At 45.2% G+C, this 13,699-nt stretch carries 12 protein-coding genes; 7 read left to right on the top strand and 5 right to left on the bottom strand.

Annotated elements, in window-relative coordinates:
* The first annotated feature begins 44 nt into the window (after positions 1–44).
* On the top strand, positions 45–1,541 hold the full coding sequence (locus K2P83_RS03050; protein ID WP_292926406.1) for a hypothetical protein: 1,497 nt from the start codon (positions 45–47) through the stop codon (positions 1,539–1,541).
* A 59-nt stretch (positions 1,542–1,600) separates the two neighbouring features.
* On the opposite strand, the gene K2P83_RS03045 is transcribed toward K2P83_RS03050, so the two are convergent.
* Positions 1,601–4,177 (bottom strand): hypothetical protein, encoded by a 2,577-nt coding sequence (locus K2P83_RS03045; protein WP_292926405.1) that lies wholly within the window; start codon positions 4,175–4,177, stop codon positions 1,601–1,603.
* A 157-nt stretch (positions 4,178–4,334) separates the two neighbouring features.
* Here K2P83_RS03045 and K2P83_RS03040 point away from each other — a divergent pair, with 157 nt between their 5' ends.
* On the top strand, positions 4,335–4,781 hold the full coding sequence (locus K2P83_RS03040) for a hypothetical protein (protein ID WP_292926404.1): 447 nt from the start codon (positions 4,335–4,337) through the stop codon (positions 4,779–4,781).
* Between the two features lie 347 nt (positions 4,782–5,128).
* Here K2P83_RS03040 and K2P83_RS03035 read toward each other — a convergent pair whose 3' ends face one another.
* Together K2P83_RS03035 and K2P83_RS03030 are read right to left on the bottom strand one after the other, a co-directional pair.
* Positions 5,129–6,640, bottom strand: coding sequence for a YifB family Mg chelatase-like AAA ATPase (locus K2P83_RS03035; protein WP_292926403.1), 1,512 nt, complete (start codon positions 6,638–6,640; stop codon positions 5,129–5,131).
* A 77-nt stretch (positions 6,641–6,717) separates the two neighbouring features.
* On the bottom strand, positions 6,718–7,023 hold the full coding sequence (locus K2P83_RS03030; protein WP_292926402.1) for an accessory factor UbiK family protein: 306 nt from the start codon (positions 7,021–7,023) through the stop codon (positions 6,718–6,720).
* A 222-nt stretch (positions 7,024–7,245) separates the two neighbouring features.
* On the opposite strand from K2P83_RS03030, the gene K2P83_RS03025 reads away from it, so the two are divergent.
* From K2P83_RS03025 to K2P83_RS03005, 5 genes are all read left to right on the top strand, one after another.
* Positions 7,246–8,250, top strand: coding sequence for a phosphotransferase (locus tag K2P83_RS03025; protein WP_292926401.1), 1,005 nt, complete (start codon positions 7,246–7,248; stop codon positions 8,248–8,250).
* A gap of 19 nt (positions 8,251–8,269) precedes the next feature.
* Positions 8,270–8,968, top strand: coding sequence for an N-acetylmuramate alpha-1-phosphate uridylyltransferase MurU (gene murU / locus K2P83_RS03020; RefSeq protein WP_292926433.1), 699 nt, complete (start codon positions 8,270–8,272; stop codon positions 8,966–8,968).
* Positions 8,969–9,008: 40 nt separating this feature from the next.
* The gene (gene pepP / locus K2P83_RS03015) at positions 9,009–10,316 is read left to right on the top strand and encodes a Xaa-Pro aminopeptidase (protein ID WP_292926400.1); all 1,308 of its coding nucleotides are present in this window, start codon (positions 9,009–9,011) and stop codon (positions 10,314–10,316) included.
* The gene (locus tag K2P83_RS03010) at positions 10,313–10,681 is read left to right on the top strand and encodes a hypothetical protein (RefSeq protein ID WP_292926399.1); all 369 of its coding nucleotides are present in this window, start codon (positions 10,313–10,315) and stop codon (positions 10,679–10,681) included. The genes pepP and K2P83_RS03010 overlap by 4 nt, the downstream gene beginning before the upstream one ends.
* A gap of 205 nt (positions 10,682–10,886) precedes the next feature.
* The gene (locus K2P83_RS03005) at positions 10,887–12,086 is read left to right on the top strand and encodes an HD-GYP domain-containing protein (protein WP_292926398.1); all 1,200 of its coding nucleotides are present in this window, start codon (positions 10,887–10,889) and stop codon (positions 12,084–12,086) included.
* 52 nt (positions 12,087–12,138) lie between these two features.
* Here the strand turns inward: K2P83_RS03005 and trmB are convergent, their stop codons facing one another.
* A complete protein-coding gene (gene trmB, locus K2P83_RS03000; RefSeq protein WP_292926397.1) occupies positions 12,139–12,804 on the bottom strand; it encodes a tRNA (guanosine(46)-N7)-methyltransferase TrmB in 666 nt (221 codons plus the stop codon).
* A gap of 32 nt (positions 12,805–12,836) precedes the next feature.
* Positions 12,837–13,661, bottom strand: a complete 825-nt coding sequence (locus K2P83_RS02995; protein ID WP_292926396.1) for a thiazole synthase — start codon at positions 13,659–13,661, stop codon at positions 12,837–12,839.
* Positions 13,662–13,699: the final 38 nt, after the last annotated feature.

Here is a 13,699-nt window from a genome sequence, read left to right as displayed (position 1 = left end):
CAAGTGTGAATATCCATTATTTCCTCTAAGCGTATTTGATAATTATGATTCTTCAATATATTGAAAGCCGACTGGCGATTATTACAACCCTGTTACTCATAATAACTGTAGGCTTAATTAAAAGCCCTACTGTATTGGGGGGAGATCAATCCTTGTTTGTAGTTATTGCCCAATTATTAGATTCCGGAAAGGTACTTTATAAAGATTTATTTGACTATAAACAACCCGGTATTTTTTTATTTTATTTGGCAGCAGGCAAAACCATCGGCTGGAGTGATATCAGTATTCATTTATTCGAATTAGGATATTGGGTGTTATTTTCAGCTATTTTGTTTCATTCAATTAAAGAATACCAGCTTTTCCGATTAGACTATTTTAATGCTCTTCTACCCTTATTTATTGTTGGAGTATATTATTGTAACGCAACATTCTTTCAATTAACCCAGCTGGAAGCACTGATTAATTTCCCGCTATTCCTCATTGTTTGGTTATTAGATAAAGCATACAAAACAGATAACAACCTATTTGTTACCTATTTGGCAGTAGGTGTTCTAATCGGTATTGTGATCTTAAGTAAATTAGTTTTTGCTCCGATCATTTTTTCTTTTCTTCTTATCCATTTCATATTCACAATCAAATACAAAAACTTTAGGTACATAATTAATAAGCAATTACTTCCTATTATCCTAGGATTAATGCTCCCGGTATCGATGTTCCTAGTGTATATTTTTACTCACCAGATCGAGAATCTCGTTCTAGATATTTTTTTTATAATACCGGCAAGTGTGATAGGCCTAGCTGATCAAATCGATCCGAGTAGACTATATGGATCGATTAGCTGGTTTGGGAGAAAAATGATTCTGCTGGTTTTATTGGCTGCTATTGCTTTTTTTCTTATTCCAAAAAGAGAATTTCATTTCTTCGGCTTAGTACTATCGTGGGGTATTGTAGGTTTAGTAGTGATTCTCATGCAGAAAACCTCCTGGTGGTCATACCAGCTTCAGTTGTTGTATGTTCCGATCGGTTTACTAGCATTACTGGGTTTAGATTTTGTTCTTTATCATTTATTGCTGATAGCAAATCCCAAAAGACAATTTATTGCAAACTTAATAGTTATTGCAGTTGTGGCACTCGTTCTTAATAATCAAATTACTTCCCTTAGACAAGGAATAATGTCAAAGAATTATACAAAATTAGATAGTTTCGATTACGCAAAGGATGACGCTGCTAAAATCATGAAGGTGATTAAGCCAGAAGAGGCCGTCTTTATTTGTGGGAATCCAAGAATGTACGTATTGACTTCCAATTTGCCCGAGTTAAGTACAAATGGTTGGATACTGGAGTATTATTTGGACTATCAGTGGGAAGCATTCTATGAAGAATTTAAAAATAAGCCACCGGTATATTTATTTGTAAAAAATGATTATGACAAGCTGATTGAATCAAAAGTTGAAAGGCTTTGGGAATTAATAATCAATGACTATTCTGAATATGACATAGTTGAAAATGGAAAGTGGTATAAAAAGAATTCGCAGTTATAAATCTCAATACGGTACGGATTAATAATAAATTGCTGCCATTCGCAATCCTCAAAGCGTCATTATTGTTGAGTAAGTTTATTTATTGTCGCCGAAAGAGTTCGAGGTTGTAACCGGTGCGTTTGTATTTGATTCGCTGTGAGTGATGCTGACAAATTTCCGTTTACGATTGTGGCATTAGCAATGTCGGTTTCGATGTGTGTTGTTTTCTTACCCGATAAAATACCGGGATCGAGTGACAATGTATAATTTTTTGCTGCATTGGCTTGATTCCACACCCGTGTGATTACCCCCTGATTAATGCCATCTTCGGCTGGTTTCAGAGCCCACAGTAGAACGTCCGGATCTGAAATCGTTAGGAATGAATATTTATTTTCGTTGTATGCCGGATTTGTTCCCGTTACTGTGCCGGTCACAAGTGTGTTTTGGTGTTCGAGCGAAAATTTCATCGCCGAGGTTTGGTTAAACGCATCGTGTGTTTGCAATGCGAATCGTTGCAGAAACCACGAATCGCCGCCTTGATTGGGAATTCCCAGAGTAGGGCCATCGACTTGTCCGCCAGCCAGGATATTGATTTGTGGTGTAGCGGTATCAAACACAGTATGTGTACTGTCGCCCAGTTTCATGAAATACGTATCGGCGTTTGATAGCGTAACACCTACACCGCCTCCGGATACATCGGCAAAATGGTTGATTGTCAACCAATCATAGCGCGCATTTCTGGGTGAATAATGCCCGCCATCTGGCAGAAGTTTGGCACGAATGACTGCTCCCACTTCTTCATGCCAGATGTCGGGTGAATCAATATTGAAGGAATAATTCCATGTCAGCATATCGCTGAAATTTTGCGTGATAACATTTCGAATCTCAATGCGGTTTGAATCACGAATCAGCGTGATGTGTGTGGTACGCAAGTGCGGATCAGCAGAAATTATCTGCAAAGTTACGCTGACTGCACCGATGCTTTCGACTGTAAGATTTCCATCAGTGCCACCTAGGTCGTTGACCGTTTTGCCTTCAACTGCGCGCACAAATTGACGATCGCCGCGTTTTTTGTCAATCAAACTCGTGATAGCACCTGAATTTGAAACGGAAATGCGATAGAAATCGTTTTCGATAATATTTCCATTGATGGTTGCTGCGTTGGGAAAAGAAGTGCCTGCGCCATTCCTGATTTCAAATACCTTATAGCCGACCGAAGGGACGTCTTTAGCCAAAATTCTGAGATGAGGTTTTTCGTTAATGAATACATATTGGGAAGGGACTTGTTCTCCAGTGGAGGTATCAACGACGTGTACCAAGTTTTGATTGATGACGGGGAAATCTGCATAATCGGTACGTGCCCAGCTTAAGCTATTGAACACGTAGAATCTTGGATTTGCACCACTTCGGGTTATCATTGTACCCAGCTGGTTTTTTGCATCACTATATAACGTATTGACGTACGATGTAATCTCACCTTCGATCTTACGCTGCCATTCTGCCCGGGCATTGCGCGTAACAGGGCCATCCGCAGTCCAATTATGTTCATAATACAAGCCAAAATTGAGCATTGCCTTATTGCGTGCTTCAATTCGACTATCCATAAAGGTAGGGTCTTGCAGTGAAACGAGTGTCGCTAACGCATCCGCGCTACGTAGTTTTTCTAGAGCACGCTTAACCCGCGCGGAGACTTCCGACATGGATGCAGAGTACAGTTCCCATTCATTGCCGTAGCTGGCTGCAAAGGTTTCCAAGTCTGCGCCGTGATTAGCTTCGAAATCTTGAAAGAAATCCAGTTGATTGGATACGATGACCTTACGATTTGCATTCGTTAATTGTTTTGCGGCAATGATAAATTCATCGTCAGTTGTTATTAGGTCGTCCTCACCTTTTCCAAAAATTCCGATGACTGGGAAAGGATAGCGCGATTTGAATTGAGCATCAGTATCGACAAAATCGACTACTGTATATGGGTTACGTCCTTCGGCATAACTACCCATTGAAGTATTATCGTTATTATGCAAATGAAGAGAATTCCATTTCATCAGGACGCGACTTTCATCCCGACCGCCGAGATAATAAGTCTCGCGTTCGCGGTTTCCCAGGTGAGGTACATGCGTAGAACATCCACAAACACCTTTCCACGAATATTTTGCGCCCGATCCTGCCCAAAGCGATGATAGGCCATATGGTAAGGTTTGATTTTCCATTGCGACGGCAATCGGAAAATCAACGTCATATGCACGTTGAATCTGTCCCGGATAATACATTCCGCGCAAAACAGCTTCTGCGGGAGTGCCGCCATTGGATAGCACCAATGCATTGAGAGGCATGCTGAAGTGACCGCTCTTGATTCGGTTTATTAATCTCTGAAACTGTACAGAACTCCGGTTCTTTTGGTAAATCCACATCCAGAAACTACCATCTGCATTCCAACGCGCTTGGTATGGCGGAGGACTATTCTTTGTCGCATCCATCTGGTCAAGATAAAAATCGGTCATTGTCAGAAAAGTATCATGATATTCTTCTTCGTTCGCCGTCCACATATAATCGGTATGATCGTCAGGTGCCAGATAAATCCGTTTTTGTGCAAAACTTTCTTGCGTCATCAATAGTATGAATAAAGAGGTGAGACCTAGTTGCAATAAAATTTTCATGCTAAACCTTAAAAATTTGAGAAGAACAGACATTATTTTCAGTATCAGATCCGGAATTGTGAATCCAGCGCAAGCACTGCGCGCATCATAAGACCACAAAACAAAAAATATACTTAATTCATCGGCAATATTCTCAATCTGCGAACCGGCCCCTTGTGTGTTCCTTGAGCAGAACTCGGCTCACTTGATAGGCATACGTTCTCAGGCTGAGGCTGTTGCCGCTGACACCAAAGTACGCAATGTGTTCTTGTATGTGCCGCTTGGCATAGCTGCTAAATCGCAACAGTGCGGTTTTACTCGGCTCTACTTCGAGTGCAAATCCGCCAGCCATTCGATCAGCGCTATCGAAAATTGCTTGGCATCTTTTTCGTGGGTGAAGCAGACCACGAAGTCGTCCGCGTATCGTATCAGTTTTGCCCGTCCTCTACAGCTTCTGGCAAAGTGCCTTTCAAGCCATACTCAGGTTCTCATATCGCTTGCAAGATCCCAGACAGGCGATTTTGCACGATGCGATTATGCCCAGCGGGCGCGTTTTGCCATTGTCCTTGGGGATATATTTCGTCGGGGCGGGGGCGATAGGCACCCAGTCGCACTTGTTGGCTAAGCGCGGCAAGCTTTGCGTCCAAGTTCAGTGCATAGTCAGCTCGGTGTCTCGGGGCATGTTTCTCCTATTCTCTATCTCAATCTGGTGCCCCTTCACTCCCCTCCCGCCAAATTGCCAGCGTTCATCGCTACTATGGGTGCCTCCGAACTCCCCAGCTTCACGGCTGGCTTTATCCCCTACCAATGCGACTCGCAGTTACCAAGGCGGGTTTCACACCCACTTGATTGTGCGACATTGTCAAGCCTGAAAGCCGGTGTCAGAAAGCCGGTGTCAGGTCTAGAATGAAGAATAAAAAAACAAATATCAGGTTTTCTAATTTGGTTTTAAAAGCAGATGCAGCATGAAACCTAATGCTTATCCAATCTGCGATATTGAATTGCTTCCGCAATATGCTGATTATTGATTTTCTTGGTACCTGATAAATCCGCAATAGTTCGCGCTACTTTAAGAATTCGATGATACGCGCGGGCAGATAGGTTCAAACGACTGATGGCATTTTTGAGCAGAGTTTCACTGGTGGTATCCAGCGCACAATGTTGGTCAATTTCTTTGACGCTCAAGCGACTGTTGGTTTTGCCTTGCCGGTCAAGCTGTAATTGGTAAGCTTTTTCTACGCGCTGGCGGATGGTGCTGCTTTTCTCGCTGGTTATTTGTTGTCGCATTAGTTCATTCTGCGGCACCGCCGGAACTTCGATTTGCATATCGATGCGATCCAGCAATGGGCCTGAAATTCTTGCGCGGTAGCGGGCAACTTGGTCAGGTGTACAATGACATTTCCCGTTAGGGTGGCCAAAATAGCCGCACAAACAGGGGTTCATCGCTGCGATCAATTGGAATTGTGCCGGAAATTCGGCTTGGCGTGCCGCGCGGGAGATGGTGATTTTTCCTGATTCCAGCGGTTCGCGCAGTACCTCCAGTACTTTGCGGTCAAACTCTGCCAATTCATCCAAAAATAATACGCCGTGCATCGCGAGTGAAATTTCGCCTGGGCGCGGGTGGCTGCCGCCGCCCACTAGTGCCACGCCGGATGCGGTGTGGTGCGGGGAACGGAAGGGACGGCGTTTCCAGTTGCTGATATTGAAGCTGCCGTAACTGAGCGATTGTATGGCTGCAGATTCTAGTGCTTCCGCTTCGGTCATGGGCGGCAGGATACCGGGAAAGCGAGAGGCCAGCATGGATTTTCCAGTACCGGGCGGGCCGATCATCAGAAGACTGTGACCACCGGAAGCGGCTGTTTCGAGTGCGCGTTTTGCATGGATTTGGCCTTTGACTTCGTCAAAATCAGGATAAGCCGAATCACCGCTTTCGGTGTTGTTTTTGAATAGATTTTTGTAAATTTGTAAGGGTTCGCGTCCGCTCAGATGCGCACAGATCTGTAACAGTGATTTGGCGGCATAAATGGTGGCTTTATTTACCAGTGCAGCTTCCGCGGCATTTTGTTGAGGTAATACAAAACTACGGCCGGATTGGGATGCATTGTAAGTCATCGCCAATGCGCCATGGATCGGGCGCAATTCCCCGGTTAGAGCGAGCTCGCCCGCCCATTCATATTGATCCAATTTGTCTTTGGGAATTTGTCCGGTAGCTGCCAGGATTCCCAGGGCGATGGGTAAATCAAAGCGCCCGCTTTCTTTGGGTAGGTCGGCGGGCGCCAGATTAATGGTGATGCGCTGAGCAGGAATCTTGAATTGCGCATTTTGCAATGCGGCCCTGACGCGGTCTTTGCTTTCTTTCACTTCCGTATCAGGGAGTCCAACAATGGTGAAGCTAGGCAAACCGTTGGCGATATGCGTTTCCACTGTCACCAATGGCGCTTGTATCCCTGAAAGTGCCCGGCTATACAGGACAGCGAGTGACATTTGAGGGCTAGTAATCCTGGGTGTGCTGGTACGAGCAGAAATTCACTTAAAGATGATAAAAGATAAGTTAAATAAACTTACTTTTCATGCATATCTTCACTATCCTGTTTTTCTTCTACGGTATGAGAGGGTGATAGGCTGGTAGATTTTTTTAACAACGCTTCCAATTCGGAAACTTTACCTTCGAGGACCATTAATTTTTCGCGGGTACGTTGTAAAACTTCCTGTTGTACATCAAACTCATCACGTGTTACTAAATCAAGCCGAGTAAAGGCGCCTGATAACAGCATCCGGATATTTCTTTCGATGTCTTTGGCCGGACTGTTGTGCAGTACTTCGCTGACTTTGGCATTGATTTCGTCGATTACATTTTTATTAAGCATTGCTGTTCTCCTTGTTGACTGATCCAGCACTTGATCAGCTGATGATAGTGACGTGATAAAATCTCAGAATGTGATAAAGCTTTACAAGATCTGATTATCCACTGTTATTGAGAAGGGTTCCAGTATTAAGAAGCAGGGGATATTTCCCAGGCCACTCCCTTTGATCAGTTATGCATTGGAGAATCGTCTTTTTGATTAACGGTTAATTGTCCGGATACATAAATGGAACGCATACGACTACTTGAAAATTGGGTGAAGGAGCAATTTCCGGAAAAGCCGTTTACTTTGCAACCAGCGTCTGCTGATGCCAGTTTCCGGCGATATTTTCGTGTTTTCTTCAAGGGCCAGACACTGATTGCTATGGATGCGCCCCCGCAACAGGAGGATTGCACACCATTTATTCAAGTGGCGAAGATTCTGGCTGCAACCGGCGTGCACGTGCCAAAAATAGTAGCGAAAAATCTGGATCAGGGCTTCTTATTATTATCTGATCTGGGTGATACGACTTTCTTGCAGGCACTCAATAATCAAATGGATAGCGCTGATCAGCTTTATGGCGATGCGATTGATGCGCTGATTAAGCTGCAATTGTCGCAACAGGTGGAAGGTTTGCCCGGTTACGATGAGGTATTATTGCTGAAAGAACTCAACTTGTTTCCGGATTGGTATGTCGCAAAACATTTGCGGGTAACTATAACGGAAAAACAGCAAGCCGTTCTGCAGTCAATTTTTACGCGAATTATACAAAACAATATTGCGCAGCCCAGAGTATTGGTGCACCGCGATTTTCATTCGCGTAATCTGATGGTGACATCCCCCAATCCAGGCATTATCGATTTTCAGGATGCCGTGGTGGGGCCGATCACGTATGACTTGGTGTCGCTATTTAAGGATGCCTATATCCGGTGGGACGAGGAGCGGATTCTGGATTGGATGATTCGTTATTGGGAAAAAGCCCGCAAGGCCGGATTACCTGTGTCCACCGATTTTGCGGAATTCTACCGGGATTTTGAATGGATGGGCGTGCAGCGGCATATTAAGATTTTGGGGGTTTTTTCCCGCCTGTATTACCGTGATGGTAAAGAGAATTATCTGAATGATCTGCCGCTGGTGATGGAATATTTACGTAAAACTTGTAAACGCTACCGGGAACTTCATCTGCTGCTGAACTTGCTGGATGAACTGAACCCGGCTGAATCAGACCAGAAAATTGGCTACACCTTCTAATACTATTCCCTATAAAGCCATGATTCTCGCGGCGGGGCGCGGAGAACGCATGCGTCCGCTCACTGATTCTTTGCCGAAGCCTTTGTTAAAGGCGGGGGGTCACGCATTAATCGAGTATCAGTTAAGAAATCTGGCAGGCGCGGGTTTTATCGATATTGTGATCAACCATGCGTATCTCGGTGAAATGATCGAAAATGCTTTGGGTAATGGGGAGCGGTATGGTGTTAACATTCAGTATTCTCCTGAGAAAATTGTATTGGAAACCGCGGGCGGGATTGCCAATGCTTTACCGCTTTTGACGGACCAATCCGGCAATTTGCCTTTTCTGGTTGTCAACGCGGATATTTATAGTGAAATGGATTATGCATCGCTATTACCGACAATGCGTGCGATGCAATCAAGTACAAACCAGCGGCTTGCACACCTTGTCTTGGTCGGCAATCCGCCGCATCATGTCGAAGGTGATTTTGTGTTGCAGGGAGATCAGGTGATGCTGACTGGAGATAACAAACTGACTTTTAGCGGTGTCGGTATTTACCAATCACAGCTTTTTAACGAAATAAAACCAGGCTTTCCGGTAAAACTGGCGCCGCTGCTGCGGCAGGCAATGCAAGCAGGAAAGGTAAGCGGTGAATATTTTTCCGGGCAATGGGTTGATGTGGGAACGCCGGAACGGCTTGGATTACTGGATCAGCAACTCAAGTCTCAATTAGAATGATCAACAATGGACGCAGTCTAAAAATTCAAAGTATCTCGCTATGACACACATTCAACCTTTTATCACGCGTCGGCAGCTTTTGGCATCCAAGATGCATGGCGGTGTCGCTATTGTCCCAACGGCTCCGGAACGGTTGCGTAATCGGGATGCACATTATTCTTACCGGTTTGACAGCTATTTTTATTATTTGACCGGTTTTCGCGAGCCTGAGGCTGTGCTGGTGCTCATTGCCGCGACAGAAAAAACACCGGCAAAGCATGTTCTGTTTTGCCGCGATAAAGACATGGAACGCGAGATATGGGATGGTTTTCGCTATGGTCCGGAAGCTGCCAAAGAGACGTTTGGTTTTGATGAAGCGTATTCGATTGTCAAACTGGATGAATTGCTCCCTAAACTATTGGCGGATCAGCCTGCTGTTTATACTGCATTGGGACAGGATCATGCCTGGGATCAACGTATCGTCGGTTGGTTAAACCGAGTGCGGGAACAATCGCGCACGGGTGTGGTTGCACCGGGTGAAATTCATGATTACCGTGCATTATTGGATGAAATGCGTCTGATTAAAGGGACGGATGAATTACAAATAATGCAGCGGGCGGCAGATATTTCGACCCAGGCGCATCAGCGTGCGATGCAGACAACCCGTCCGGGAATGCGTGAGTATGAGATTGAAGCGGAATTGCTTTACACCTTCTACCGGCACGGTGCGCAAGCGCCAGCCTACACATCCATTGTTGCCGGTGGCGCCAACGCCTGCGTGTTACATTATGTGGAGAACAATGCCGAGTTGAAATCGGGGGATTTATTACTGATTGATGCCGGTTGTGAATTGGATGGCTATGCATCGGATATTACGCGGACATTCCCGGTTAATGGAAAATTTACCGCTGCCCAAAAGGATGTTTATCAACTGGTTTTGGCGGCACAGGCCGCGGCCATTTCTCAAGTGAAACCGGAAAATAACTGGAACGATCCGCATAAAGCTGCTTTACATGTATTGGCGCAAGGCTTTATTGATCTGGGATTATGTCAGGGCAGCGTGGATGCCGTGCTGGAATCGGGAGATTACAAACGCTTTTATATGCACCGGACTGGGCACTGGCTGGGAATGGATGTGCATGATGCCGGTGAGTACAAACAAAAAGGCGATTGGCGTCTGCTGCAACCCGGCATGGTGCTGACCGTTGAGCCGGGATGTTATATCCGCCCGGCGGATAATGTTCCGCAACATTTCTGGAATATCGGGATACGAATCGAAGACGATGTGATCGTCACACAAACCGGCTATGAACTTTTGACGCTGGCAGCACCTAAAACCATAGCCGAAATAGAGGAGCTGATGCAATGAACGATGAAGAAAGGAAAATAGTTATCAGCAAGGTTTCTGAATACCGTCAAAATGAATCGGGAGAATTTCACCGTGTGCCGGTTTCTCCGGTTAACCGCTGGATCACCATTGCAATACTCATCCCGGTTGTTGCGCTTATGGTTGTGTTGGGCATTTTCTTTTTTGCGGCTTTTCTTGCTTTACTTGCAGTGGCTGTCGTGGTGGTTGGAATACGCTTCTGGTGGCTGCGCAGAAAAATTGAAAATGCAATGCAACAACCCGATGATATAAATCGACAGGCTGAGGCAGATCACACGGTTATTATCGAAGATGCACAAATTATAGAAGAAACGGAAGTTCACCGGACTGAGCAAAAGAAACACTGAAGCTGCATGATTCATCTCTGAAATTTAAAGAAAGAGTGGCATCAGGTCATTATATTGCTTTATAAATTCTTGGGTTGACCGTTACTAATGAGACCATTTTAAAACTCAGGATCCGTTGGGGTATTTTGATTTAATTTGTCAGCATAAGCTGGGGTGGTAGGTTCCTGAATCCGCTGTTTCTTTTCTACTTTCGATATTGAGTTCTATGATAAAAAAAGTGCAAGCTGGTGACGTTCGACTGGGAATGTATATTCATGAAATTAAGGGGAACTGGTTAGAGCATCCGTTTTGGAGGAAATCATTTCTGCTGGATCAGCAGAAAGATTTGGATAAGCTCCTGAGTTGTCCCCTGGATGAAATATGGATTGATACCAGTAAAGGTCTTGATGTTGCCGTAAGCGAACAAACGCAAACTACAACTGTTGTTAATCCTGACTCAGATAAACCAAAAACTGAAACACCACGGCCAGCTAAAAAAGTTTCGGTAGGTGAAGAGCTGGACGCTGCTAAAAAAATACATAAAAAGGCAAAAGAAGCGGTTACGACCATGTTCAGCGATGTTCGCATGGGTAAAGCGCTTGAAATCGAGGAAGCGGTATCATTGGTTGATGAGATTAATCAATCCATGGAACGGAACTCGAACGCATTACTCAGCTTGATCCGGCTAAAAACTGTCAATGAGTATACTTACTTACATTCTGTTGCGGTTTGTATGCTGATGGTTGCAGTGGGAAGACAATTAGGGTTAAGTGGTGAACAGCTCAGACAAGCCGGTGTTGCTGGGCTACTCCATGATGTCGGGAAAATGGCGATCCCCAGTGAAGTACTGGATAAGCCAGGAAAATTGACGGATGATGAGTTCGCAATTATAAAAAGTCATCCACAGCGTGGCTGGGAAATCCTCAAATCCTGTTATCAAGTTCATGAAACAGCTTTGGATGTTTGTTTGCATCATCATGAACGTGTGGATGGGCAAGGTTATCCGGAAAAAATATCCGGCGACGCGCTTACTTTGTTTGCACGTATGGGGGCGGTTTGTGATGTCTATGATGCCGTTTCTTCAAGCCGTTGTTACAAGCCTGCATGGTCGCCTGCTGAATCAATCCACAAAATGGCGACATGGGCCGGTCATTTTGATGAGAAGATTTTTCAGGCTTTTGTTAAAACCATTGGTATTTATCCGACCAGTACTTTGGTAAAGCTCAAATCCGGACGATTGGGCGTGGTGATTGAACAATCCCAGAAGAAATTGACAGCACCCATCATTAAGATTTTCTTTTCTACGCGAGCGAACGCGCATATTCCAGTAGAAATTTTAGATTTATCAAAAGGAACGGACAGTATTGAAAATATTGAAGACCCGCTTAAGTGGGGTTTTGATAACAATAAAATACAAGGAATATGAGTAGTTCAGCTCTCTGCACTTGAACAGAATTTCTGCTACAAACATCGGTAATTCAGTTTTTCTGAAAAATCAAATCCCATACACCGTGACCAAGTTTGATTCCCCTTTGTTCAAACTTGGTTAATGACCGGTATTCCGGTCTTGGTGCATAATCTGCCGCGGTGTTGGCGAGCCGGGATTCCTGACTTAAAACCTGAAGAATTTGTACGGCATAGTCTTCCCAGTCGGTGGCCACATGGATATACCCATCTGTTTTTAAATGCTCACACAAGCGAGTAACCAGAGCCGGTTGGATCAATCTGCGTTTGTGGTGCTTGGCTTTTGGCCACGGATCGGGAAAGAAAATGTGAACGCCATCTAAACATTCCGCTGGCAGCATGTGTTGCAGTACTTCGACGGCATCATGTTGAATGATGCGTAAATTCGTCAATTCGAGATGCTCGATTTGATTGAGCAGACTGCCGACTCCGGGCGTATGCACTTCAATTCCAAGATAATCATTTTCAGGATGCGCTTTTGCGATAGTTGCGGTGCTCTCGCCCATACCAAACCCGATTTCGAGAATTTTAGGTGCCGGGCGGCCGAAAATTTGATTTAGATCTATCCGGTTCTCGCCAAAAGGAATGCCATACTGAGGCAGCAAAGTTTCACAGGCGCGGCGTTGTGCATTGGATAAGCGCCCTTGACGAAGCACAAAACTGCGGATGGTTTGTTGCATCAGCAACTAAATGGCAACAACAAGTTGAGCACTCAAGCGGATTTACCCGTTGCCGATTTTTTTGTAGTGGTGTCCGCGCGGGCGATGACGCCATCCGTTGGTGAGCTGGGGTTGGCGCTGTAGAGTTTCTTCGCCATGCGTCCGGCCAAATACGCTTCGCGTCCGGCTTCAACGGCTTTACGCATCGCGGATGCCATTAATACAGGGTCTCTAGCTGCAGCAATCGCAGTGTTCATCAGCACGCCATCGCAACCCAACTCCATCGCAATGGTTGCATCTGAAGCCGTGCCGACACCCGCATCGACCAATACCGGGATTTTGGCATTGTCGATGATGATTTGCAGATTCCACGGATTCAAAATGCCCATGCCCGAACCAATCAACGAAGCCAGCGGCATGACGGCGACACAACCCATGTCTTCCAGTTGTTTGGCAATAATCGGATCGTCCGAAGTGTATACCATCACCTGAAAATCCTCCTTGATCAGAATCTCCGCGGCTTTCAGGGTTTCCACCATGTTCGGGTACAGTGTTTTGGGATCACCCAGCACTTCCAGTTTGACCAGACTGTGCCCATCTAGTAATTCACGCGCCAGGCGTAGTGTGCGCACCGCGTCTTCAACGGTATAGCAGCCCGCTGTGTTGGGTAATAAGGTGTATTGCGAGGGCGGCAAAACCTCCAACAAATTGGGTTCATTAAAATTTTGCCCGATATTCGTACGCCGGATCGCGACGGTAATGATCTCAGCACCACTGGCTTCAACGGCTGCACGGGTTTCGCTGAAATCCTTGTATTTACCGGTGCCAACCAGTAAGCGGGATGTATAGGTTTTACCGGCAATCACTAAGTTATCCATGAAATTCTTTTTTGTACCCAAGGTATATTTGTTGAATA

Source organism: Nitrosomonas sp., assembly GCF_019752415.1.
In the GTDB taxonomy this organism is placed as follows: Bacteria; Pseudomonadota; Gammaproteobacteria; order Burkholderiales; family Nitrosomonadaceae; genus Nitrosomonas.
This window is presented reverse-complemented; position numbering and strand designations above follow the sequence as displayed.

Coding starts and splice junctions, on each gene's coding strand:
- K2P83_RS02995 (WP_292926396.1), bottom strand. CDS start 13,661: ATGGATAACTTAGTGATTGCCGGTAAAACCTATACATCCCGCTTACTG.
- pepP (WP_292926400.1), top strand. CDS start 9,009: ATGACACACATTCAACCTTTTATCACGCGTCGGCAGCTTTTGGCATCC.
- K2P83_RS03025 (WP_292926401.1), top strand. CDS start 7,246: ATGGAACGCATACGACTACTTGAAAATTGGGTGAAGGAGCAATTTCCG.
- K2P83_RS03035 (WP_292926403.1), bottom strand. CDS start 6,640: ATGTCACTCGCTGTCCTGTATAGCCGGGCACTTTCAGGGATACAAGCG.
- K2P83_RS03010 (WP_292926399.1), top strand. CDS start 10,313: ATGAACGATGAAGAAAGGAAAATAGTTATCAGCAAGGTTTCTGAATAC.
- K2P83_RS03050 (WP_292926406.1), top strand. CDS start 45: ATGATTCTTCAATATATTGAAAGCCGACTGGCGATTATTACAACCCTG.
- murU (WP_292926433.1), top strand. CDS start 8,270: ATGATTCTCGCGGCGGGGCGCGGAGAACGCATGCGTCCGCTCACTGAT.
- K2P83_RS03005 (WP_292926398.1), top strand. CDS start 10,887: ATGATAAAAAAAGTGCAAGCTGGTGACGTTCGACTGGGAATGTATATT.
- trmB (WP_292926397.1), bottom strand. CDS start 12,804: ATGCAACAAACCATCCGCAGTTTTGTGCTTCGTCAAGGGCGCTTATCC.
- K2P83_RS03045 (WP_292926405.1), bottom strand. CDS start 4,177: ATGAAAATTTTATTGCAACTAGGTCTCACCTCTTTATTCATACTATTG.
- K2P83_RS03030 (WP_292926402.1), bottom strand. CDS start 7,023: ATGCTTAATAAAAATGTAATCGACGAAATCAATGCCAAAGTCAGCGAA.